Here is a 23,950-nt window from a genome sequence, read left to right on the forward strand (position 1 = left end):
CAGGGTGGGTCAATTTTCCATCAGCGCCAACAATGCGGCATCTCGGATCCCTCCTGTGGGCAGTAAGTGATAAGCGTAGGCCACCTTTGACTTCATGCAAGCTCATGCCTGGCGGGGGCGCTTTGTTTAATCGCTTGCCCGAGCTTTGCACATCACTAATGCCTGTTTCAGAGCTTAGGCAGGCATCCCCTTTGACCAGATCGGAAACTGAATCGAATGACGGCTTGTTGCCGATTCACTATCCGCTGCCATAAACCTATGACGTAGTGGCAGGTTCGACGCTGGTCGAGGCTTGTTAAGGAGCCGGCATCTGCTGTTAGCTGGGCAGCCAATCCCGATGAGCCCGTTGGCCCTAGGTCACGCCGCGGATGCGATTCATGTCTGTTAGACCCGGTATTTCTACCTCTCCCTGGTGATACCTTCACACATCGGTGTCTAGGGGTTGACTTAATGGATAAGCACGGGCTGCATCTACTGCTATGCGCGGCCCAGCCATGCCTATTGGGACCTCTCGCCGGGGATCGATTTCGAGACCCGGCTGATCGCCAAGAGCAACGTCGCCAGCGCGCTGGAGCAGGAACTGAGCAAGCCCGGCTATCGCTGCGCGCCGATCAACCTGGGCGCCAATACCGACCCCTACCAGCCGCTGGAGCGCGAACGCCGCCTGACCCGCCAGGTGCTGGAGGTGCTGCTGCGCTTCCGTCACCCGCTGACCATCGTCACCAAGGGCTCGCTGATCCTTCGCGACCTCGACCTGCTGCGCGAACTGGCGGAGCAGAACCTGGTGGCGGTGATGATCAGCCTGACCACCCTCGACGACGAGCTGAAGCGCATTCTCGAACCGCGCGCGGCGGCGCCCTCGGCGCGACTGCGGGCGATCCGCACGCTCAGCGGCAACGGCATCCCGGTGGGCGTGCTCTGCTCGCCGATGATCCCGATGGTCAACGACATGGAGCTGGAGCGCCTGCTCCAGGCGGCGCGGGACGCCGGCGCGCGCAGCGCCGCGTACATGCTCCTGCGCCTGCCGCGCGAAGTCGGCCCGCTGTTCGAGGAATGGCTGGCGGCGCACTACCCGCAACGCGCCGAGCATGTGATGAGCCTGGTCCGCCAATGCCGTGGCGGCGAGGTCTACGACAGCCGCTTCGGCCACCGCTTTCGTGGCCAGGGACCGTTCGCCGACCTGCTGGCGCAGCGTTTCGCGGTGGCGATGAAGCGCCTCGGGCTGGACCGCCGCGAGGGCTTCGGGCTGGATTGCAGCCGGTTCGCCGTGCCGGGGGCGCAGATGGCGTTGTTCTAGCGTTTTCCCCGCGGTGCAGCATTTCGTATAGGGCGGAGTAGCGGCGGAGCGTGCCGGTGGCGATATCCGCCCTGCGGGAAGAACCGCTGCCGCCGGGAAGCCGGAAACGTCGGAAGCAGCCGTCCCGGCGAACGCTCGACCTTCAGGCCGGTCGGGTCAGCGCGCCAGCCCCCTCAACGAAACGGCGACCCGAAGGTCGCCGTCGCGTTCGTGCCGGTAACGAGGCCGATCAGGCCTTGGCGCAGCTCGGCGGCGCCCAGTCGCCCATGTCCGGGCTGTTGCAGACTTCCCGGATCATGCCCTGGCCCTGGGAGGCCACCTTGTTGCCTTCGCTTTGCGCGTCCTGGGCCTTGCGGATGGTCTGCTCGGTGGCGACCGCTTCCTTCGGCACCTTGGGATTGCTGCCGGTCTTGGGCTTGCTGCCGCCTTTCGTAGTGCTGGCGCGGTTCTCGGCCTCGGCGACCTTGGTCACCTCGGCGCGCGGTACACCGACCTGCTGCAGGTCTTTCTCGTAGGCCTGGGTGTAGTTGCTGATGTTCTCGCCGGCACGGCCGTTGGCGGCGACCAGCAAGGCGTTGGTCTCCTGCAGGCCGCTGACGATCTCGGCCAGGCGCTTGCGCCCTTCGGCTTCGTTGATCGACTTGTTCTTGCGACCGTCGAGCAGAGCCTTGAACTGGCTCTGGTAGCAGCTTTGCGCCGACTTGGCGTAGGCCACGCTACGGTTGATCTCGACGGTGCTGCGGTCGACGTCGGTACCGTAGGAGCCGATGCGCGCGCGGTCATCGCTGATCTGCTTCTGCTTCTCCATGTAGTAGCCCGCCGCGCCGCCGGCCAGGGCGCCGCCTGCGGCAGCGAGGGCGGCATTGCGGCCGCGGTTCTCGTCACTGGCCAGGCCGCCGGCCAGGCCGCCCAGGAGGCCGCCGGTAATGGCGCCGGTGATGGCCGAATTGCGCACTGCGTTATCGGTGCTGCGCAGGTGCGACACCGGCTCGTAGCAGGACGGGTAGTATTCCGCGCGGGTGGTCTGGGCGACCGAGCCGACGCCGCTGCTGGCGCAGCCGCTGAGCAGCACGCCGCTGGCGGTCAACAGGCAGAGCGCGTAGCGCGCCGAGGTGATCAAACGGTTTTCGCTGGGTTGGCTCATTGCATCTCACTCCTGGTTTGATGAACCGCCCGGCTGCCGAGAGGGGCCGGACGGAACTCCTTCAACGCCCGCTGGACGCGAGCAATTCCTTCAATACCGCCTCCGGCTCGGCCCGGTGCTGCTGGCGATAATCTCCGACGTGTTTGACGAACAGGGTCGCGCGCTTGACCAGGCTCTTGCCCAGAACCGGGTTGCGATTGAGTTCTTCCTGGATGCGCTGGAACTGCGCCTGGATCACCGCGTCGGTGTAACGGGTGCCGGTGGCGAGGTTGTCGATGTAGATGGCCAATGCGCCATCGAGGGCGCTGCGCCCGTTGGCGATGGCGCCGGCATAGAGCTGGGCGGTCGCCTGATCCCTGGCTGCCACGGCTTTCTCCCTGTCCTTCTTGAGGTTGGTCAGGCGTATGTTGTAGTTGTTGATCGTCTCGGCGACCAGTGCCGCCGACTGTATCAGGTTTCCGGCGGCCTCTTCGCGCTGCCGGGCGATCAACGAAACGTTACGCTTGAGTTCCTCGTTTATCTGGGCCAACTGCGCCTGCATCTGCGGGTCGCGGGTGGCGGCAATGATTCCGTCCAATTGCTTGGTGGGATCTTGAGCGTCATCGATGGCATCGGTCAATGCCGCTAGTCGGCCTTCCTTCTGCCACTGGGCGAACAGCTCGGGATAGCGCGAGCGCGGCGCGGACAGCGCGCCGATGGCGACACGGAAACCGGTGGTCTCGTTGCGCTGTTCGCTGCCGTCGGCGGCGAACAGCGGGTATTCGCGGCGCATCCCGGTGAATAGAGTCATCTCGCCTTCGAGATAGTTCCCGCCCTTCACCACGAAACCGCCATATGTGCCCTGCCGGCGACCGGCGTGGACCAGTTGGAAGGACTCCTGGACCATCTCCGCGGCATTGCCGATCACGTCGAACAGGCCCAGCGGGTTCGGCCGCTTCATCCCTACCGGCAACAGTCGCGCGGCCTGCCCGGTGCCGCCGGCGACTTGGTTGTACACCGCCCAGTCGCCCAGCGGGCCTTCCTGGTCGCTGCCCTCGACCTTGCGCGGGAACAGCCGGCCTTCCAGTTCCTGGCGGCTTACCGCCTGGCCGCCGCGCGCGGCGAACTCCCACTCGACCTCGGTGGGCAGGCGGACGAAGCCGATGCCGCCGTCCTCGGGATTCTTGCCGCGGCCGCTGACCGGCAGCAGTTCCGGGTGGTTCTTCAGCAGCCAGGCGCTGTACACCGCGCCGAAGCGTTCGGCGTCGAAGCGCGAGAGGTTGACCTTGGGCAGCCGCGCGGCCATCCCGTCCGGCACGTCGCAGGCCGGCGCCTCGCCCTGGCCGGAGAGCGCGGCCGCCTGGCTCATCACCGCGGCGTACTGGCGGGCGGTCACCTCGTACTTGCCGATGAAGTACAGCATCGGCTTCAGCGGGGTGCCGGCGGCAGGCTTCGGCAGGCTGGCGGAGAGCTTCTGCTGCCAGGCCGGTGCCAGGTCGGCGAGGCTGAACTGGCCGTTCACGTAGTCGCGCCGGTAGCCGGAGATGAACGACTGCTGGTAGCCCGCCTCGCCTTCGTTGAAGGCGTAGCCGAGGTTGACCTCGCGATCGTCGAGGGCGCCTTCGGCGAGTACGTAGACATGCCGGAAGACCATCTCGCCGCCACACGGCAGCGGCAGGGCGACGTCGTCGGCCAGCGGCTTGGGATTGTCCGGCGAGTCGCCTTCGGCCCAGGCCGGCGCGGCAAATGCCAGGCAGGCGCCGAGGGCGAGCGGAAGAATGGCTTTCTCAAACATCGCGTAATCCCTCTGCGGCTTCGATCCGCGCCGCGCGCCAGCCGCCGCTGGCGGCGGCCAGGACGCTGCACAGCAGCGTGGCGAGCAGCGCCGTCAGGTAGTGGCTGGGCAGCAGGCGGCAGACGAACTCGCCGCTCTGGTTGTCGAACAGGTGGTTCAGCGCGCCGGCCGTGGCGGCGTACAGCAGCCCGGCGAGGAACAGGCCGAAGACGGCGCTGAACAGCGCCAGGAGCATGACGAAGCCGACCAGCGCGGCGGTCGGGAAGCCCAGCAGACGTAGCACCGCCAGGGCGCGGCGCTTGCGTTCGACGGCGGCCAGGCTGCTGGCGGCGATGGCGGCGAAGGCACCGCCGATGGCCAGCGCGGCGACGATCCAGAACACCAGGCCGAGGTTGCGGCTGAGGCTGCGCACCTGGGCGATGGCCTCGGCCTGGGTGGCGACTTCCACGCCACTCGCGACGAAGTGCCGGCGCAGCCCTTCCACCGCATCGAGGTCTCGGGCGTACAGGCGGAAGCCCGGGTAGATGCGTGCGCGCGGGGTCTCGCCGGCCTTCCCCGGCCAGCCGTAGGCGGCCACCGCGCGACCGTCGCGATAGTCCTCGGCGGCTTCCAGCAGGGCCAGCGGGGCGAACAGCGCGTCGCGGGCGAAACGCTCCTGCGGCAGCACCGCGAGCACTTCCAGCTCCAGGCGCTGGCTCTGTGCCTGGCCATCCATGCGCCGGCCGATGCGCGCGACGATGCGCTCGCCAGGCTGGGCGCCGAGTTTTTCCGCGGCGCCGTGGCTGAGCACCACGCGGGTCGGCCGGTCGGGTTGCGGCAGGCCGGCCAGCAGCGGGTCGCCGGCGGCGCTGGGAATCATCTCGACGCTCAGGGCGGTCTCGCCGCCGCCGCTGAGGTCGGCGGTGGCGGCGATCTGCCGGGTGCGCGGCACGGCGAAGGCGACGTCCGCGCGTGCGGCCAGGGCGGCGATGTCCTCGGCACGGTAGCGGGCGCCGCCGACTGGAATGATCTCGCGCACCGAAGGCGCGCGCTCCAGCCGCTCGGTGAGGGTGCTGACCAGGCCGTACTTGAGGCCGAACAGCACCAGAAGCGGGGTGATCACCGCCGCCAGGGCGAAGATCGCGCAGAGCGACAGGCGCGCCTCGCCGCGGTAGTCGGCCCAGGCCAGCGAGAGCAGCAGGCCGGCGCGCATCAGCCAACTTCCTCGAGGCAGGCGCCGACGCTGTCGTCGGCCTCGCGTTGCCAGCGGATGGCCAGGACTTCCAGGCCGGCGGCGCGAGCCAGGCGCTCGTCGTGGGTGGCGACCACGGTGCAGGCGCCGCGCTCGCGGGCCTGCTCCACCAGCAGGCGCATCACCCGTTCGGCGTTCAGCGGGTCGAGCGCCGCGGTCGGCTCGTCGGCCAGCAACAGGCGCGGCGCATGCGCCAGGGCGCGGGCGATGGCGACCCGCTGGCGCTGGCCGACCGACAGCGCCGCCGGTTTCTTGTCCAGCTGGTCGCCGATTTCCAGCCGCTCGGCCAGCGCCTGCACGCGCTCGGCGGATGGGGCGCCGAGCAACGCGCAGGGCAGTCCGATGTTGCGCCGCACATCGAGGAACTCGAGCAACCCGCCGCTTTGCAGCACGTAGCCGCAGTGCTGCCGGCGCAGCGCCGCCAAGCGGTCCTGGCGGCCGTCGCGCCAGAGCGCGGCGATGTCCTGCGGGCGTTCTCCGGCGAGGAATTCGAAGCGCCCGCCCGGGTCCGGCGCCAGGGCCAGCGCCAGCAGGTCGAGCAGGGTGCTCTTGCCGCAGCCGCTGGGGCCGACGATGGCCAGTTGGCGACCCGCGCGCAATTCCAGCGCCGGCACCCGCAGGCGGTAGCGCTGGCGACCGGCGCCGTGGCTGCGGGCGACCTCGTGCAGGCGCAGGATCATGGCAGCGTCGACAGCGGCACGCGGTACAGCGCGTCGCCGGCGTCGGCGTCGCCGAACCGGACCCAGTTGGCGACGTCGTTGTGGAAGGTTTCGTAGAGGTGGATCTTCGACTCCAGTTCGTCGATGAAGTCCTGCTGTTCGGCGACGCTCAGCGACAGCCAGAGGTCCTGGGTCATGTTCAGCGACTTGCTGCGGTACGGCAGGCCTTCCAGGTATTCGCCGAGCACGCCGCTCTGCGCCAGGTTGCTGCCCTTCACCAGTTGCGCCGGGTCGCGGCTCATGTAGGCGCTGGCGCTGGCGATTTCCTGGAAGAAGTCCTTGGGCGAGGTCTGGGTGCGCTTGGCCGCGTCGACGATCAGTTTCAGCGACTGTTGCAGTTCGTTGAGTTGCAGCTTGCTCAGCAGCACGCAGACCTGGAACGCCGGCAGCGCCGGGTTGGTCAGGTCACGGTCGGCGGTCCAGGCGGTGACGACCTGCGGCGCGCGCACCGGGTCGCGGCGACCGAGGAATTCCATCTGCATGGCGTAGCCGATGGCCGCCGACTTGCTCGCCACGCTTGGCGCGGCGTCGAAGCGCGGCGCCTGCGGCTTGCGGTTGCCGGCGTCGTGGACCAGGTCGGCGAACACCGTGCCGATCTCCTTCACCGTGTTGCCGAAGGCGTTCACCTCGCCGCCGGCCACCGGGATGTAGAGGTCGGCGATCTTCGGGTTGGCGTCGGCGGTGAGGCTGCGGTACTGCTGCTCGGCGTAGCCGTGGTTGTTCTTCCCGGCCGGGGTGCGCAGGTGCAGGGCATAGATCTTCACGCCCTTGCGCAGCGCCGCCTGGCGGACCTCGGCCTCGTTCATCTGGGTGCGCCCGAGCGGGTCGTTCTTGCGCAGCGCGCCGGCGTCGGTGACCAGCAGCACCACGCGCCCGGCGTAGGGCGACCAGTCCATTTCGTCGACCGCCTGCATGATCCCGGCGAAGGCGTCTTCGTTGAACGAGTGGCTGGAGACGTCGGTGGCGCGCACCTGGCTGCTCAACTCGGCGAAGCGCTGCGCGTCGTTGCCCGGTTGCAGCGGCACCAGGGTCTTGCTGACGTATTCCAGGCCGGGGGTCTTGTCGGTGTTGTTGCGGAAACCGACCAGGCCGAAGCTGACCTTGTCCAGGTCGCCGCGCTCGCCGATCTGCCGCTGCAGGCCGTCGATCACCTCGCGCACGCGGTCGATGTAGGGCTGCATCGACACCGAGGTGTCCACCACCAGGACGATGCCGGTGCGGAAGGTGTCGCTCGCCGCGCCGCTGGCGCCGCCCTGCCCGGCCTGGCCCGGCGCCTGGGGTGCCGCGGCGCTGCCGCCGGGGTCGATCGAGGCGACCTCCAGCAACTGCGCCGGCTGGCCGTCGGCGTCGAAGCTTTCCTTCGAGTCGAAGATCGGCAGCAGGTAGAACTGGTCCTGGGGGATCGCCCGGTCGTTGGGCTCGACCGCGACCACCTGCGGATCGCCCTTGTGGTCCACCGCCTGGGTCAGGGTGTCGCGCGCTGCGCGGGTATCGCCGAGCAGGCGCTCGACCTGCTCGGCGCTGTTGAGGAACATCACCGGCGCGCGGCCGGAGCGTTCGGTGAACTTCAGCACCAGGCTCTGCTTCCAGTCGCTCACCGCGCTGGCCGGCAGCCAGCCGTCGCCCTCGCCGTTGCTGGAGGCGCCGACGCGCAGCCAGGGGCTGCCGCCGACCTGCTTGCGGGCGTACACGTAGAGCACCGAGAAGGCCGGCACCGCGCCGGCCCGGGGCGGGCCGCCAGCCTCGGCGGAGATGGCCGCGCCGGGTTTGGTCAGGACGCGCTGGAACAGGGTCTTCTTGCCTGGCATCAGCAGCGGACGCTCGCCGCCGTCCTGTTCGGCATCGGCCACCGGGGTCTGCTGCTGCGGCTTGTCCGCCGGCGTCTGTCCCAGCGGCGCTGGATCGGCAGCGCTCGGCGCGTCGCCCGAGCCCAGCAGCCACCAGGCGCCGCCGCCGATCGCCAGGAGCACGGCGGCCGCGGCGGCGGCGATCAGCGGCGTGCGGCTGCCGCCGGCACGCGGCTTCGCCGGTGGCAGCGGAGGCGGCGGGGGCGATGGCGGTTTCGCCGCTTGCGATGGCGGAGGCGGGGGCGGCGTGGCGCCGCCGGCGCTGGGCGTGACCGGCGGCAACTGGATCGATACCGGTTGCAGGCCGCCGAGGTCGGCGGGCGGCATGGGCGCGGGTTCGGCCGGCGGCGGGTTGCTCGCTCGCGGCGAGCCCTGCGGCGTCGCCAGCGGACGGATCTGGGTGGCTTCCAGGGCGCTCGGCGCCAGGCGGTCGAGGGCGGCGATCAGCGCGCCGGCGGTTGGGAAGCGCTCGGCCGGGTCCTTGGCCAGCAACTGGCGCAGGATGTCCTGGTAGCGGCCCTGCTCGATCGGCAGTTCCGGCAGCGGCTCGGTGAGGTGGGCCAGGGCGGTGGAGAGCGAATCCTTGCCGTTGTAGGGCAGCTTGCCGGTGAGGATCTCGTAGAGCACCACGCCCAGCGCGTAGAGGTCGGCGCGGCCGTCGATCTCCTGCCCGCGGGCCTGCTCCGGGCTCATGTAGCTGGGGGTGCCGACGGCGAAGCCGACCTGGGTGAACTGGGTATTGTCCTCGATCGACTTGGCGATGCCGAAGTCCGAGAGCACCGCGGTGCCGTCGGCGCGGAACAGGATATTGGCCGGCTTCACGTCTCGATGCACCAGGCCCTGGGAGTGCGCGTAGCCGAGCGCGGCGGCCACCTGCCGTACGTAGACCAGGCCCAGCTCGGGATCGAGGCCCTGCTGGATGCGCTCCTTGAGCGTGCCGTTGGGCAGGTATTCCATGGCCATGTAGTAGCAACTGCCGACGTTGCCGATGTCGTGGATGGTCACCGTGTTCGGGTGCGACAGCCGCGCCAGGGTCCGACCTTCGCGCAGGAAGCGTTCGGCGAAGCTCGGGTCGGCGGCCAGCGCCGCGGCCATCACCTTCAGCGCCACCTTGCGCTGCAGCGAGCGCTGGGTGGCCAGGTAGACCGTGGCCATGGCGCCTTCGCCCAGCTCGCGTTCGATGTCGAATCCCGGAAGTTCTATGTCCATGTCCGTCTCAGAAGGCCCTGACCACCAGGGCCGTGATGTTGTCCGGGGCGCCGCGGGTCAGGCCCAGGTGGACCAGGCTGCGGACCACCGCATAGGGATCGCTGTGGCTGAGCACGTCGCGCAGTTCGCTGTCGTCGGCGGTCTTGTTGAGGCCGTCGCTGCAGAGCAGGAAGCTGTCGCCGGGCAGCACGTGCAGCGCGGCTTCCGACAGTTCCAGTTGCTCGTGCACGCCGACCGCGCGGGTGACCACGTTTGCGCGCGGATGGTGGCGCGCCTCTTCCTCGCTGATCAATGCGTTGTCGAGCAGCTCCTGGACGTAGCTGTGGTCCCGCGAGATGGCTTCCAGCACGCCGCCGCGCAGGCGGTACAGGCGGCTGTCGCCGGCCCACAGGCAGCTCGCCTGGTTGCCGCGCGCGGCGAGCAGTACCAGGGTGCTGCCCATCACGCTGACGCCACGCAGGCCGGCCTCCTGGCGAACCCGCTCGTTGACCTGGGCGAGGCCGGTGCGCAACGCGCCGACATAGGCCGGTAGCGAGGAGGCCGCCGGGATGCGCCGCAGGGTATCGACGATCAGGCTGCTGACGAAGTCGCCGGCGGCGTGGCCGCCCATGCCGTCGGCGACCACCCAGAGTCCCGACTCTGGGGCGTCGAGACTGGCGTCTTCGTTGACCTTGCGGACCATGCCGACGTGGCTGTAGCTGGCCGACCTGTAGTAGCTGACTGAGTTGGGCACCATCAGTTGTCCTTAACCGGGTATGCCGGGAAAGAGCGGGATCACCTCGCCCTCTCCGGTGAGGAATCGTCCGAACGCCGGCGCCGGCGGCAGGCCCTGGTAGCGCATCAGGCCGGCGGAGATCCGTGCCGAGCCGCGTCCCCACCAGTGGCTGGCGCCGTCGCAGGCATGCTGGGCCAGCGCGGCGAGGCGCTGCGCCGGGGTCACCGCTTCGCTGCGCAGCAGGTTGCCGCTGATCAGCGATTGTTCGATGCGCGGTCCGCAGGGAGGGGCCGGGAGCTGCGCCACCGCCTGCTCGAAGGCCTCGACCTCGGCCTCCGGTTCGAGGGTGGAGAGCAGCAGGCTCTCGACCTGCTCGAACCAGCCGTCGTCGCCGCCGACCAGCCCGCCGAGGTCGGCGTTCGCCGGCAGCAGGCAGGCGACGGTCAGCGGGAAATAGCGACCGACCCGGTCGATGCTCGGCATCACCACCCCGGCCACCGCTTCGCCGCCGAGCAGGCCGGGGGCGATGGCGAAGCGCCACAGCGGGCTGGTCAGGTAGGCGTCGAGCCAGGCCGCGCCGAGTTCGTCCTGGCTGGCGCGCATGCCGCTGGCCAGCCAGGCGTCCCAGGGTTCGACGAAGGTGTTCGGCAGGCCGCGGCTGACGAAATCGCCGCGGCCGGCCAGCTTGCCGTAGAAACCGACGCTGTTCAAAGGCGCTCCGGGAGGCTGAAGCCGGACACGACCCGGCTCTTGAAGGGGTTGAAGGCGCTGCTGGCGCGCAGCTCGCAGGCGATGCTGGAGCCGTCGATGCGCAGCCGCAGGGTGAAGCGGTCCGGCGAGTTGCCGCGTTCCAGGTCCGACTGGTCGAGCAGGCGGAACCAGGCCCAGGGGCCCTCCAGGGTCAGGCCGGAACGGCCGCTGCTGGGCGGCGGCGTCACCGTCAGGCGGACCACGCCGAGGCCGTTGGCGCTCGGCCACTGCATCGCCACCGGGCGGCTGGGGCCGTGGTCGTAGGTCAGCTGCTGGCCGTCGAGGTCGAGGATGAACTGGCTGATCGCCGCGTCCATGGTCACCGGCTTGAGTTCGAAGCGCACCGCCGGCTGCATGCCGCCGGAGCGGAAGAAGGCGTCGCGGATCGCTGCCGCGCGCTGGAAGGTGTGCAGCACGCCGGGGTTGATGCCGAGCTTCTGCGCCGCGCCGGGCTGCCAGCGCCAGGTGCTGGCGGAGGTGTCGACGTAGGGTTGCAGGTACTGGCGGAAGTAGCTGTCCATCACCCCGCCGGCACCGAAGAAGTGGCCGAAGTCCTCCAGGGTGGCGTCGCGCGAACTGCCGGCGGCGATCGGGTAGCGCCCGGCCAGGGACTGCCGGTAGACGCTGACCACGTCGCTGATCCAGGCCGCGTTGAGCTGGTTGCGCACGCTGCCCATCATGCTGCTGGTGGTGGAGTTGACCACGTTCTTCACCAGGCCCTGGACCACCGGCGGCTGGCGCTCGGCACTGAGGGCCACGCGCGAGGCGGCGGCGGCCACCTGGTTCTTGGCGTCGCCGAGCAGCGAGTCGCCGCTGGCTCCGGCCATGGCGCTGACCTGCACGTAGAGCGCGTTCATGTCTTCCAGCAGGCTGTCGATCGGCGCCGGTTCGTTGCCGCCCTCGCCCTTGCTGACCAGGCTGTTGAGTTCGGCGAAGTGGGCGCTGATCGGGTCGCTGTCGACCTGCCGCGGCTGTTCGCGGGCGCCCTCTTCCTCCTGGCCGACCAGCGAGCCGAGGCGCTGCTTGAGCTTGTCCACGGTGCCGTCGGCGGCCTTCTTCACTTGCGCGGCGACCAGCCGGTCGCCCTTCTGCAGGTCGGTCTCGCGGGCCACCGCCTCGAGCAGCTTGCGGAACGGCGACGTCGGTCCGGAGAGAATGCGCAGCACGTCGGCGGCCTGGGTGACATTGGTGATCGGCACCACGGTGAGGTCGGCGAGCAGGTCGTCCCACTGCCGCAGGTAGTCCTGGAAATACAGGCGACGCACGTCGAGGGCCAGGTTGGCGGCGTCGCCGGCATCGTTCAGGTCGCGCCCGAGCACCCACTGTTCCTCGGCGATGGTGCCGGCCTGGCTGAGGCTGGCGGTGAGGAACACCTCGCGATAGCCGCGGTAGGTGAAGAAGCCGCTGAGCGGGTCGGTGAGCGGCTTGCCGCTCTTGCGCGCGAACACCAGCGGCGCGTCGCGGCCGGCGGCGTCGCTGATGCGGAAGTCGGGCACGTCCTTGGGCAGCCTCTGCCGCTTGACCCGGTCGTAGACCCGCTGCGCCACCGGCAGTTGCTGCAACTGGCGGCGCAGGTCCTCGACCAGGTCCTGGTCCAGGCGCGCCGACGGCGGCCGTCGTTCGAGCAACGCGTCGAGGTGCGCGTGCAGCGCCTGGCGCTGTTCCGGCGAGAGGTCGCGCGGCAGGTTGCGTTCCCAGTCGAGGCTGATCCAGGCCTTGATGAAGTCGGCGTCGTAATGGTCCGGGCTGCCGAGCATCAGGTAGGCCTTCAGGCCCTCGTAGAGGAAATCGCTGCTGCCGCCGGAGCGCAACTGTTCCTCGATGCGGGTCACCAGGCGCGGGGCGAACACCGCGATCAGCAGCTTGCGGTAGACGCTGGCGGACTCCTCGCCGAGCATGTCGCCCTGGTACAGCCCGTAGCCTTCGGCCCAGCTCGGCGCGTCGCCGGCGAGATTCTGCACCGCGTTGAGCTGTGGCAGTACGGCCAGGACGTCGCGCTGGGCCGGGCTCAGCGACTCGATGCCGCGCGCCAGCGGGTCGACGCGCTGGTCGACCGCGGCGATGTAGCTCTGGTTGGCGCGGTAGCTGGCGATCCATACCGCCGTCACCGCCAGCACCACCAGCGCGGTGGCGCTCAGCGCGCCGATGGTCAGCCACTTGCGGCGGCGCTCGACCTTCGGGTTGGTGCCGACCAGGCCGCGTTCGCCGAACGCCACTTCGCGGAACAGCCGCTCGATGAAGTAGCTGCGCCCGGTTCCGGTCTGCCGCGCCAGGTGCTGGCGGTCGAGGTTCATCGACTGCGCCATGCTGCCGATCAGGCGGTCGATCGGACTGCCTTCCTGGGTTCCGCTGGTGAAGTACAGGCCGCGCAACAGCGGGCGTTCCTCGTAGGGGTTGGGCTTGAACACGCCGTTGAGGAACTCGCCGAGGCATTCGCGCAGGGCGGCGAATTGCTGCGGGAAGCCGTAGACCAGGTCGCGCCGCGCCGGGTCGCGCTCCTGCTGCAGGCGTTCCACCAGGCGCGCGGTGAGACGCTGTTCGAGCAGGGCGAATTCGCTGTCGAACACCGCCAGCGGGCCTTCCGCGCTCTTGCCGTCGTCGAGGGCGAAGGTCATCCCCCAGACCTGCGCGCGTTCCTCGCGGTTCAGGCTGTCGAAGAACTCCATGAAGCCCGGCACCAGGTCGAACTTGGTCAGCATCACGTAGATCGGGAAGCGCACCCCGAGCTGCTGGTACAGCTCCTGGATGCGTGCGCGGATCGCCTGGGCATGGGCGGCGCGCTCGGCGTCGCTGCCCAGCAGCAGGTCGGAAAGGCTGATGGCGATGAACGCGCCATCGATGGGGCGGCGCTTGCGCTGGGTCTTGAGCAGGTCGAGGAAGCCCAGCCAGGCGGCCTTGTCCACCTGGGCGTGGCTGTCCTGGGTGGTATAGCGGCCGGCGGTGTCCAGCAGCACCGCTTCGTCGGTGAACCACCAGTCGCAGTTGCGCGTGCCGCCGACCCCGCGGATCGCCCCGGCGCCCATCTGTGCGGCGAGCGGGAAGTCCAGGCCGGAGTTCATCAGCGCGGTGGTCTTGCCCGAACCGGGCGGGCCGATGATCACGTACCAGGGCAACTCGTACAGGTTGCGCCGCTCGCTGCCGCCCAGCTTGGCCCGCTTGAGCAGGGCCAGGGCCTCGTCCATGCGTTGCTTGAGGGTCGCCAGCTCTTCGGCGGTGGCGACGCTGGCGGCGTCCGGCGCGCTGACCTCGGCGAGACTCTGCATGACCTTCGCCGCGTTGCGCCGGGCCTGCACGATGCGCAGCACGCGGAAGCCGATCCAGACCAGGAACAGCAGGACGATCAGCACCCAGCGGCTGGTCGCCGAGGCCAACGGTTCGTAGTTGCCCAGGCGCAGCAGCGGGCCGAGGAACCAGATGATCAGGCTCAGGGCGAGCAGGCCGAGCACCGGCACCACCCAGCGCGCGAAGAAATTGAGGAAGCCTTTCATTGCGCGCCCTCCGCGAATACGGTGATTTCCACCCGGCGGTTGCGTGCGCGGCCTTCGGCGCTGGCATTGCTCGCCACCGGCTCGGTGTCGCTGCGCCCTTCGGCGGTGAAGCGGCCGGCGTCGCCGGTGGTCGCGCCGAGCAGGTCGGCGACCTCCTGGGCGCGGGCCTGGGACAGTTTCCAGTTGGACGGGTAGCGCAGCGTGGCGATCGGCCGGTTGTCGCTATGGCCGGTGACCAGCACCTGGCCCTTGACCTTGCGCAGGGCGTCGGCGATGCGCAGCAGCAGCGGCTGGAACTCGTCGCGCACGCTGGCGCTGGCGCTGGCGAACAGCTCGTCGCCGCGGATGGTCACCACCGAGCGGTCGACGGCGTCCTCCACCGCCACTCGCTGGGCCTTGATGTCGTCGGCGAGGAAGCGCGCCAGGCGTGGCCGTTCGATCACCCGCGGCTGCACCGCCGGGCGGTCGATGGCCTGCACCGGGATCTCGCCGATGGCGTGGATGCGCTTGAACACCGGCTCGGCGTCGGCGGCCAGCTTCATCCGCAGGCCGAACAGCAGGGCCAGCAGCAGGGCCAGGCCGATGGCGATACCGACCCACGGCGGCAGGTATTGCGAAAGGCGATCGCGCATCACGCTGAGGCCGCGCCAGTGCGGCGACAGTTCGTGCTCGTACTCGCCGCGGGTGCTGCGGATCACCGCCGCGGTGCGCTCGCGCAGCGCCTCCAGTTGGCTGCGGCCGTCGTGCATGACCCGGTAGCGGCCTTCGAAGCCGAGGCTGGTGCACAGGTACAGCAGCTCCAGCAGGTGCAGGCGCTGGTGCGGGTTCTGCAGGCAGTGTTCGAGCAACTGGAAGACCTTCTCGCCGCCCCAGGCCTCGTTGTGCAGGGTGATCAGCAGGCTCTGCTTGCCCCAGTCACTGGTGCTGCCCCACGGCGTGCTGAGCACCGCTTCGTCGAGGGCGGTGCAGAGCACGTAGCGCGCCAGCATCACTTCGTCCGGCGCCACGCCGGCCTGGCGTGCCTTCTCTTCGAACTGGCGCAGGTAGCCGAGCAGTTGCGCGCGCAGGCTGGCCGGCGCTGGATGGGCGATGGTGTTGCGCAGGCGGGTGAGCATCGCCAGCAGCGGGCCGGCGGCCTGCTCCAGCGGGTTGAGGCCGTCGCCGCGGCCGCTCAGCGGCGCCAGGCTGGCCATCGGCGGCGGCGTGTAGGGGTCGCCGCCGCGAGGGCCGCCGGCCGGTTCCGGGGCGCGGCCGCCGGGACGCGGCATGATCATGGTGCGGTCGTCGGGCGGGCTTCCGTTGCCGCCGCCGGCCGGGGTGCCGAAGGGATCGTCGATGGGAGGCATCGTTGCTTATCCTCGAATGGCCCAGAAGGCCAGGTTCAGCCCGGGGAACTGGCCGGCGATGTGGAAGGCGAAGCCGCCGGAGTGCGTCAGCTGCTTCCAATGCGCGCTGCCGCGGTCCAGTTCGAAATAGGTGGAGCCGGCGTGGTAGGGGATCTGCCGCGGCGCCACCGGCATCGGCAGCAGGCCGATACCCGGCAGTTGCAGGTTGACCAGGTCGCGGATGTGCTCCACCGAGCCGACCTTGGCCTGCTGCGGGAAGTGCCCGCGCAGGCTCTCGCCGGGGACGTCGGCGCGCACCACCAGGACGAAGCTGGCGTTGTCGATCAGGCTGCGGTCGCTGAGCATCGCGACGTGCACGCCGTAGGCCTTCTCGACGATCGGGATGGCGATCGCCTTGGCGTCGATCACCGTCGCCAGCGCCTGGCGCAGGGCGAGCATCACCGGGGCGAAGCTGGCGGCCAGGTCGTCGTGGTTGTACACCGGGTACTCCTCGGGACGCCGCTGGCTGGCGGTGAAGGTACAGAACTCGCCGGCCAGGGCCACCAGTTCGCGGTACAGCTCCTGCGGGTGCAGCGGGCGCACGCGGGACAGGTGACCGGTGAGGGCCTCGGCGCGGTTGACCAGTTGCAGCAGCAGGAAGTCGGCGATTTCCGAGGCGCCCCCGGCGCTGGATGCCACCACCCGCCCGGCGAGGGCTTCGCCGCGCTGGTGGAGCAGGCCCAGCAGCTCCTTGGCGAAGGACGCCAGGGGCGGCGCGGCGGCAATGTCGAGCACCGGCGGCAGGTAGTCCTCGTCCAGGCTCAGGGCCTGGTCCGCGCGCTTCTCGCGGACCCGCGCGACGCCCACCGCGGCGTATTCGCCGAGGCCGTCGCGCTCGGTCAGCAGGCGGAACGCCTGGCTGCCCAGGGCCACCGGGGCGCGGCTCTCGAAGGCGGCATTGTCGTCGCGCACTTCCTGCACCTGGCTGACGTAGCGGGCGCCGCCGAGGGCCTCGCCCTCCTCTACCGTGTCGCGGGTGCCGACCCGCTTCAGCGGCAGGCCGAGGTAGACGATGCCATCGCGCAGGCTTTCCTCGACATTCAGCGGCGCCGGCGCCGGATCGTCGGCGGGGATGTTGAACGGCGTACCATCCGGCAGCACGCCGCGGGCGCTGACGATGGCCAGCTTGCCCTGGGTCAGCAGGGCATCGTCCAGCTTCAGCTCGGAAAAGCCCCAGCCGCCCGCCAGGAGCGAGCGGCAGCGGCCATCCACCAGGGTTTCCAGGTAGCGGTCGTGCTGCTGGAAATGTTGTGGCCGCAGGAACATGCCTTCGGACCACACCACGCGGTTATTCCAGGACATAGGGACTCCGAAGGTTCAGGGCGCGGGACGCGCGACGATGCCGATGGCCTGCGCGCCGAGCGTGATGTCGAGATGGCTGGTGCGTTGCCCCGGCACGGCGAGGACCTGGCGCCAGGTGGCGCGGTCGAGGTCGCGGTAGGCGGCGACGAAACCGAGCTGGCGGGTCTGCTCGTCGAGCGTGCGTTCGATGCGCCGTTCCTCGCCCGGACGCAGGAGGAACTCGTCCTGCTCCACCAGGTCGCCACCGAGGGTCGACTGGGCGTTGTCGGTGAGGGCGAAGTAGTCGGCGCGGCCGAACGCGGTGTCTTTCTTCAGCTCGTACAGCCGCAGGCGCAGCGGCGCCGCCTGGCCGGCGGCGGACGGGTTGAGGTTCGGTGCGGCGTGGAGCCAGATCACCACCCGGGTCGGCGGGGTTTCCGGCGGGCTGGACGAACAGGCGGCGAGCAGCAGCCCGAACAGCGCGACGATCAGTTTCTGCATGGTGTCGTCCTCATTGACGTTGTTTCTCCTGGTGTTCGTTGGCGTCAGGAACGCCGTAGTCGAGCGCTGTGTTCCTCGTAGGCGCGGCTGAATTCGCGGCCGAAAAGCTCCTGGAAGTCGTCCTCCGCCTCGCGCAGGATCTTCGCGTACAGCTCGGTGAAACTGTCCCAGTTCTGTGCCTGGCGGGCCCCCGGCAGCAGGCCGGAAAGCCCGGCCGGCTTGCCGAAGCGGGCTTCCAGCGCGGCCGGTTCGAAGCGCGCCAGCAGGTGGCGGATGGCGGCCTGCACGCCGGCCATCACCGCCAGCTGGTGCGCCTTGAGGTCTTCGAAGCTGTCGGCCACCGCGCGATCCGGCGCCATGAACGCCTGGTTGTCGCGGCGCAGCAGGAGCAGCATGGCCTCGTCGACGTTCGGCGCGAACTTCAGCGGGTTGTTCTGCACCGGCTGGATCATGGTCTGCGCCATGCGGAACTCGCCCTTCAGGCTGGCCCGCGCGCGCAGCACGTCCACCAGTCCTTCCACCAGGCCGCGATAGCTGCGGCCGATGGCTTCCATCTGCGCTTCGGCGCCGGCCGGGTCGACCTTCAACTGGGTCATGCCGGCGCCGCGCAGGAACGCTTGCAGCAGGTCGCCGCCGGCCGACGCGGCGGCGCTTGCCGGCGGCGTCGGCGCCGCCACGCTCGCTGGCTGTGGCTGTGGCTGTGGCTGTGGCTGTGGCTGTGGCTGTTGGGTGATCCCTGGGTCGGCGAAGGGCATCGCCAGCGGCGTCGGTTCGGCCGTCGGCAGCGGCTGGGCGACGGGCGTGGCGCTTGGCGCGGGCGTGTTGCCGAGCAGTTCGGCGAACGGGTCCCAGTCGGCCGGAATCAGCGGTGCGCCGCCAGCGGGCGGTGGCGCCGGGGTGGTCGCGGGGGGCGGCGGGATCACCGGTTCCGGCGGGCGGAAGTCGTGCTGTTCGGCCGGTACATGGTCCGGACGCGGCGCCGCGCCGGGCGGCGGCGGGGTGAGGAAGTCGAACAGGTCGGGCTTGGTGTCCAGCGGCGAGCCGCCCTGGAAATGCGCCGTCACCGCGGGGTGCGGGGTGGGCGCCGGTTCGGCGAAGGCAGGCGCCGATCCGGCGGCCTGCCGGCTCATCAGGGCGTCGAAGCTGGTGAACGGATCGGTCTGCGGATTGCCGCTGCCGGGCAGGGCGATGTCATGGCCGAGCTGGACGAGGATGTCGTATTCGCCGAGGCGGACGGTCTCGCCGTCCTGCAGCGGCTCGCTGTTGCCGCGGCGCAGGCGGTGCCCGGCATTGACCAGCAGCACGCCGTTGGTGCTGGTGTCGGTGAGGTAGTACACCCCGTCGCGGTTGAGGATGGTGCAGTGGCGGCTGGAGACCAGGCGCTCCGGGTCCGGCAGGACCCAGTCGTTGTCCGGGCCCCGACCGATGGTCAGCTGTCCCTGGTCCAGTACCTTTTCCGAACACTGACCGGGGGTCAGCTTGTGGTAGCTGGTGATGGTCAATCGCAGCGGCATTGCTACTCCTTGCATTGCCAGCGCCCGGCTCTTCCAGGCGCTCACCCCCGTGCCCGAGGGATTTCGGTTCGCATCCAGGCTGGCCCGACGGCTTTCCGGCGTTTCGTCGCCTCGGGAAGACACATCGGGTGATACCGGATTATAAAAGACTAATCCTACGTCTTTTAAAGATTTGTCCGATCTGCGGTGTCATGCAACTAGTGGCGTTGTGCCTTCCTTGACAAGCCTTGCGGCATGCCACAAGAATTTTGCCAACCTTTCGAGTCATCCGATATTCATCAATGGCTCCTACAAGATCCGACGGAGTGGATCTTACAAGCGAAGGTGAGGGCCGCGCAGCGGCTTCGATGATAGGGAGATCGTCACCGTGCTGGATGTACCCGTTTTGCTGGCTGCCGTATCCCCGGACTCGCCCTGTGGCGACGATCTGGAGTACGACGCCGCGTTCCTCGAACTCGAACGCATCGCCCAGGGCCAACCCGAGCGCCAGATGGGCGATGCCGTGCTGCCCGCCGAGCCGCCGGAGTGGCCGCGCGTACGCGCGCTGGCCAGCGAACTGTTCGGCCGTAGCAAGGACCTGCGGGTAGCCAACCTGCTGCTGCAGAGCAACGTCGCCCTCGACGGCCTGGACGGGCTCGCCGACGGCCTGCTGCTGGTCCGCGAGCTGCTCGGCCAGTACTGGGACGGCGTCTATCCGCTGCTCGACGCCGATGACGACAACGACCCCACCTTCCGTATCAACGCCCTCACCGGCCTGGTCGCCGAACCGTTGCTGCAACTGGTCTGGGCGATCCCGCTGGTGCGCTCGCGGGCGTTCGGCCCGGTCAACCTGCGCGCCGCGCTGAACGCCGCCGGGCTGCAACGCTTCGCCAGCGAGACCCTGAGTCCCGAGCAGATCGCCGGCGCCTTCGCCGATGCCGACGCCGATGCGCTGGCCGCCACCCGGCGCGCCCTGGAAGGCGCCCAGGAACATGCCCTGGCCATCGAGAGCGGCGTCGCCGAACGGGTCGGCTCGGCCCAGGGACTCGACCTCGGTCCCCTTCGTCAACTGCTGCGCCAGGCCCTCCAGGTGTTCGACCTGTACGGCCCGCAGGGCGCCGGCGAGCCCTTGGCGCCGGGCGCCGAAGCGGCCGCCGACGAGCAGGGGGGCGCCGCGCCTGTCGCAGCCGTCGCCGCGCCGGCACCGCGAGCCAGCGGCGAGATCGCCAACCGCGAAGACGTCCTGCGCCAGCTCGACCGCCTGCTCGAGTATTACGTTCGCCACGAGCCGTCGAGCCCGGTGCCGGTGCTGCTCAAGCGCGCCAAGACACTGGTGACGGCCGACTTCGCCGAAATCGTGAGGAATCTCATCCCCGATGGGATTTCCCAGTTCGAAACCCTGCGAGGCCCGGAAAGCGAGTAACGCCTAGCGGCCGTCCGGGCCAACGCTGCAAGCCGCCGGGGCGATTCCGACGGCGCTAACAACCGCCGTCGCGCGAGGGAGAAACAAGATGGGAAGCACTACCAGCAGTCAGAAGTTCATCGCCAGGAACCGGGCGCCACGCGTGCAGATCGAGTACGACGTGGAGTTGTACGGTGCCGAGAAGAAGGTCCAGCTGCCCTTCGTCATGGGCGTCATGGCCGACCTCGCCGGCAAGCCCGCCGAACCCCAGGCGGCGGTCGCCGACCGCAAGTTCCTGGAGATCGACGTGGACAACTTCGATGCCCGGCTGAAGGCGATGAAGCCGCGGGTGGCCTTCAACGTACCGAACGTGCTGACCGGCGAAGGCAACCTGAGCCTGGACATCACCTTCGAGAGCATGGACGACTTCAGCCCCGCCGCGGTGGCGCGCAAGGTCGATTCGCTGAACAAGCTGCTCGAGGCGCGTACCCAGCTGGCCAACCTGCTGACCTACATGGACGGCAAGACCGGCGCCGAGGAAATGATCATGAAGGCGATCAAGGACCCGGCCCTGCTTCAGGCCCTGGCCAGCGCGCCGAAGCCCAAAGACGACGAGCCGCAGGCGTAAGAGGATTCCAGCATGGCCGAATTGAGCACCGAGAACCTGGCCCAGGGCCAGACCACCACCGAGCAGACCAGTGAGTTCGCCAGCCTGCTGCTGCAGGAGTTCAAGCCCAAGACCGAGCGCGCCCGCGAAGCGGTGGAGACCGCCGTGCGGACCCTCGCCGAGCATGCCCTGGAGCAGACCAGCCTGATCTCCAACGACGCGATCAAGTCGATCGAGTCGATCATCGCGGCGATCGACGCCAAGCTCACCGCGCAGGTCAACCTGATCATGCACCACGCCGACTTCCAGCAACTGGAAAGCGCCTGGCGCGGCCTGCACTACCTGGTCAACAACACCGAGACCGACGAGCAACTGAAGATCCGCGTGCTGAACATCTCCAAGCCGGAGCTGCACAAGACCCTGAAGAAATTCAAGGGCACCACCTGGGACCAGAGCCCGATCTTCAAGAAGCTCTACGAAGAGGAATACGGCCAGTTCGGCGGCGAGCCCTATGGCTGCCTGGTCGGCGACTACTACTTCGACCAGTCGCCGCCGGACGTCGAGCTGCTCGGCGAGATGGCGAAGATCTCCGCCGCCATGCACGCGCCGTTCATTTCCGCCGCCTCGCCGACGGTGATGGGCATGGGTTCCTGGCAGGAACTGTCCAACCCGCGCGACCTGACCAAGATCTTCACCACCCCGGAATACGCCGGCTGGCGTTCGCTGCGCGAGTCCGAGGACTCCCGCTACATCGGCCTGACCATGCCGCGCTTCCTGGCGCGCCTGCCCTACGGGGCGAAGACCGATCCGGTGGAAGAGTTCGCCTTCGAGGAAGAAACCGACGGCGCCGACAGCAGCAAGTACGCCTGGGCCAACTCGGCCTACGCGATGGCGGTCAACATCAACCGCTCCTTCAAGCTCTACGGCTGGTGCTCGCGGATCCGCGGCGTCGAGTCCGGCGGCGAGGTGCAGGGCCTGCCGGCGCACACCTTCCCCACCGACGACGGCGGCGTGGACATGAAGTGCCCGACCGAGATCGCCATTTCCGACCGCCGCGAGGCGGAGCTGGCGAAGAACGGCTTCATGCCGCTGCTGCACAAGAAGAACACCGACTTCGCCGCCTTCATCGGCGCGCAGTCGCTGCAGAAACCCGCCGAGTACGACGATCCGGACGCCACCGCCAACGCCAACCTGGCGGCGCGCCTGCCCTACCTGTTCGCCACCTGCCGCTTCGCCCATTACCTGAAGTGCATCGTTCGCGACAAGATCGGTTCCTTCAAGGAGAAGGACGAGATGCAGCGCTGGCTGCAGGACTGGATCCTCAACTACGTCGACGGCGACCCGGCCCACTCCACCGAGACCACCAAGGCCCAGCACCCGCTGGCGGCGGCCGAAGTGGTGGTGGAGGAAGTCGAAGGCAATCCGGGTTACTACAACTCGAAGTTCTTCCTTCGCCCGCACTACCAGCTCGAGGGACTGACGGTATCGCTACGCCTGGTATCCAAGCTGCCTTCGGCCAAAGAGGCCTGAGGCATTCAACGACAGCGCCTGCCATGGTGGCGGGCGCTTGCATAGCGTAGTGGCGCGAGCCACACGGGAGGAAAGATGGCTGTTGATATGTTCATCAAGATCGGCGACGTCAAGGGTGAGTCCAAGGACAAGACTCACGCCGAGGAAATCGACGTGCTGGCATGGAGCTGGGGCATGTCCCAGTCCGGGTCGATGCACATGGGCGGTGGCGGCGGCGCCGGCAAGGTCAACGTGCAGGACCTGTCGTTCACCAAGTACATCGACAAGTCCACGCCCAACCTGATGATGGCCTGCTCCAGCGGCAAGCACTATCCGCAGGCGAAGCTGACCATCCGCAAGGCCGGCGGCGAGAACCAGGTCGAGTACCTGATCATCACCCTGAAGGAAGTCCTGGTGTCCTCGGTGAGCACCGGCGGCAGCGGTGGCGAGGATCGCCTGACCGAGAACGTGACCCTGAACTTCGCCCAGGTCCAGGTCGACTACCAGCCGCAGAAGGCGGATGGCGCGAAGGACGGCGGTCCGGTCAAGTACGGCTGGAACATCCGCCAGAACGTGCAGGCCTGATGAGCCGGCTGCCGGTCATGGCGTGGCCAGGCCATGCCGTGGCCGGTGCGAGCGCCCGCCATGCCGGGTGCCGAAGGCGCGCGCGGCGCGCCGCGGACCTCGTCCGCCCGACCTCCTGCCGGAGGTACTGAATTCCACCGGGTCGTCCGTCGCGTCCGCCGGGCGCCATGGCCGACCCTTCATTCGCATCCGGGCGCCTGGGCTCCCGGCTACAGGGAAGTATCGCGATGATCGCCGAAGAACTGTTGCGCGCCGGGCGCCTGGACGATGCCTTGAAAGCCTTGCAGGAACAGGTGCGCAGCCAGCCGTCGAACGCTACCCTGCGGATCTTCCTGTTCCAGCTGCTGGCCGTGATGGGCCAGTGGGCGCGGGCGCAGAACCAGCTCAAGGTGGTCGGCGAACTGGATGCCTCGGCGCTGCCGATGGTACAGACCTACTCCACCGCCATCGACTGCGAGGCGCTGCGCCGCGAGGTGTTCGCCGGGCGCCTGACGCCGGTGATCCTCGGCCAGCCGGCGGAATGGATCGCGCCGCTGTTGCAGGCCCTGAGCCTGGACGCCGAAGGCCATGGCGAGGCCGCCCAGGCCCTGCGCGAGCAGGCCTTCGACGCCGCGCCGGCGGTGCCCGGGCGGATCGGCGAAGCGCCGTTCGCCTGGCTGGCGGATGCCGACACGCGCCTCGGCCCGGTGCTCGAGGTAATCGTCAACGGTCGCTATGCCTGGTTGCCGATGAGCAACCTGCGCAGCCTCAAGGTCGAGGCGCCGAGCGACCTGCGCGACCTGGTCTGGCTGCCGGCCGAACTGACCCTGGCCAACGGTGGCGCCACCGTCGCGCTGCTGCCGGCGCGCTACGCGGAAACCGTCGAGCACGGCGACGACGCCGCGCGCCTGGGGCGCAAGACCGAATGGCTGGACAGCGGCCTGCCGGTCGGCCAGCGGCTGTTCGTCACCGATGCCGGCGAGACCGCGCTGTTCGACCTGCGTGAACTGGACTTCGAGCCGACGGACGCCTGA

General features: G+C 69.2%; 17 protein-coding genes and 1 pseudogene. 6 read left to right on the forward strand and 12 right to left on the reverse strand.

The features are described 5' to 3' along the window. Positions 1–463 precede the first annotated feature (463 nt). Positions 464–1,297, forward strand: a pseudogene (locus HMPREF3014_RS24110) (PA0069 family radical SAM protein); the annotation flags it as partial. 229 nt (positions 1,298–1,526) lie between these two features. Here the strand turns inward: HMPREF3014_RS24110 and tagQ are convergent. From tagQ to tagH, 12 genes are all read right to left on the reverse strand, one after another. Beyond that, positions 1,527–2,441, reverse strand: a complete 915-nt coding sequence (tagQ, locus tag HMPREF3014_RS24115) for a type VI secretion system-associated lipoprotein TagQ (protein WP_003106614.1) — start codon at positions 2,439–2,441, stop codon at positions 1,527–1,529. 61 nt (positions 2,442–2,502) lie between these two features. Next, positions 2,503–4,215, reverse strand: a complete 1,713-nt coding sequence (tagR, locus tag HMPREF3014_RS24120; RefSeq protein ID WP_003106615.1) for a type VI secretion system-associated regulator TagR — start codon at positions 4,213–4,215, stop codon at positions 2,503–2,505. Continuing rightward, entirely contained in the window at positions 4,208–5,407 is a 1,200-nt protein-coding gene (gene tagS, locus HMPREF3014_RS24125; protein WP_003083634.1) for a type IV secretion associated ABC transporter permease TagS, read from the reverse strand. Before tagS ends, tagR begins: the two co-directional genes overlap by 8 nt. Continuing rightward, positions 5,407–6,126, reverse strand: a complete 720-nt coding sequence (tagT, locus tag HMPREF3014_RS24130; RefSeq protein WP_003114657.1) for a type IV secretion associated ABC transporter ATP-binding protein TagT — start codon at positions 6,124–6,126, stop codon at positions 5,407–5,409. Before tagT ends, tagS begins: the two co-directional genes overlap by 1 nt. Then, a complete protein-coding gene (gene ppkA, locus HMPREF3014_RS24135) occupies positions 6,123–9,221 on the reverse strand; it encodes a serine/threonine protein kinase PpkA (RefSeq protein ID WP_023086861.1) in 3,099 nt (1,032 codons plus the stop codon). Before ppkA ends, tagT begins: the two co-directional genes overlap by 4 nt. Positions 9,222–9,228: 7 nt before the next feature. Next, positions 9,229–9,957 carry a serine/threonine phosphatase PppA gene (gene pppA, locus HMPREF3014_RS24140; protein ID WP_003083639.1) on the reverse strand — a complete coding sequence of 243 codons (729 nt, stop codon included), beginning with the start codon at positions 9,955–9,957 and terminating at the stop codon, positions 9,229–9,231. A 9-nt stretch (positions 9,958–9,966) separates the two neighbouring features. Next, positions 9,967–10,647, reverse strand: a complete 681-nt coding sequence (tagF, locus tag HMPREF3014_RS24145; RefSeq protein WP_003083642.1) for a type VI secretion system-associated protein TagF — start codon at positions 10,645–10,647, stop codon at positions 9,967–9,969. Then, positions 10,644–14,174: a type VI secretion system membrane subunit TssM gene (tssM, locus tag HMPREF3014_RS24150; RefSeq protein ID WP_017002126.1), complete on the reverse strand. Its 3,531-nt coding sequence runs from the start codon at positions 14,172–14,174 to the stop codon at positions 10,644–10,646. The genes tagF and tssM overlap by 4 nt, the downstream gene beginning before the upstream one ends. Continuing rightward, on the reverse strand, positions 14,171–15,520 hold the full coding sequence (locus HMPREF3014_RS24155) for a DotU family type VI secretion system protein (protein ID WP_003118500.1): 1,350 nt from the start codon (positions 15,518–15,520) through the stop codon (positions 14,171–14,173). The genes tssM and HMPREF3014_RS24155 overlap by 4 nt, the downstream gene beginning before the upstream one ends. A 6-nt stretch (positions 15,521–15,526) precedes the next feature. Beyond that, complete coding sequence (tssK, locus tag HMPREF3014_RS24160; RefSeq protein ID WP_003115052.1) at positions 15,527–16,861, reverse strand: type VI secretion system baseplate subunit TssK; 1,335 nt, start codon at positions 16,859–16,861, stop codon at positions 15,527–15,529. A gap of 15 nt (positions 16,862–16,876) precedes the next feature. Next, positions 16,877–17,341, reverse strand: coding sequence for a type VI secretion system lipoprotein TssJ (gene tssJ, locus HMPREF3014_RS24165; protein ID WP_004351964.1), 465 nt, complete (start codon positions 17,339–17,341; stop codon positions 16,877–16,879). A 44-nt stretch (positions 17,342–17,385) separates the two neighbouring features. Next, the gene (gene tagH / locus HMPREF3014_RS24170; RefSeq protein WP_010792415.1) at positions 17,386–18,855 is read right to left on the reverse strand and encodes a type VI secretion system-associated FHA domain protein TagH; all 1,470 of its coding nucleotides are present in this window, start codon (positions 18,853–18,855) and stop codon (positions 17,386–17,388) included. Between the two features lie 367 nt (positions 18,856–19,222). On the opposite strand from tagH, the gene tssA reads away from it, so the two are divergent. From tssA to tagJ, 5 genes are all read left to right on the forward strand, one after another. Next, positions 19,223–20,257, forward strand: coding sequence for a type VI secretion system protein TssA (gene tssA, locus HMPREF3014_RS24175; protein ID WP_003104975.1), 1,035 nt, complete (start codon positions 19,223–19,225; stop codon positions 20,255–20,257). 88 nt (positions 20,258–20,345) lie between these two features. Then, complete coding sequence (gene tssB / locus HMPREF3014_RS24180; protein WP_003083666.1) at positions 20,346–20,864, forward strand: type VI secretion system contractile sheath small subunit; 519 nt, start codon at positions 20,346–20,348, stop codon at positions 20,862–20,864. A 12-nt stretch (positions 20,865–20,876) separates the two neighbouring features. After that, positions 20,877–22,373: a type VI secretion system contractile sheath large subunit gene (gene tssC / locus HMPREF3014_RS24185; protein WP_003104973.1), complete on the forward strand. Its 1,497-nt coding sequence runs from the start codon at positions 20,877–20,879 to the stop codon at positions 22,371–22,373. 75 nt (positions 22,374–22,448) lie between these two features. Beyond that, positions 22,449–22,937: a type VI secretion system receptor/chaperone Hcp gene (gene hcp, locus HMPREF3014_RS24190; protein ID WP_003083670.1), complete on the forward strand. Its 489-nt coding sequence runs from the start codon at positions 22,449–22,451 to the stop codon at positions 22,935–22,937. A gap of 167 nt (positions 22,938–23,104) precedes the next feature. Continuing rightward, positions 23,105–23,950 (forward strand): type VI secretion system accessory protein TagJ, encoded by an 846-nt coding sequence (gene tagJ, locus HMPREF3014_RS24195; RefSeq protein WP_003119488.1) that lies wholly within the window; start codon positions 23,105–23,107, stop codon positions 23,948–23,950.

It is taken from the genome of Pseudomonas sp. HMSC065H01, from assembly GCF_001815235.1.
Classification (GTDB): domain Bacteria; phylum Pseudomonadota; class Gammaproteobacteria; order Pseudomonadales; family Pseudomonadaceae; genus Pseudomonas; species Pseudomonas aeruginosa.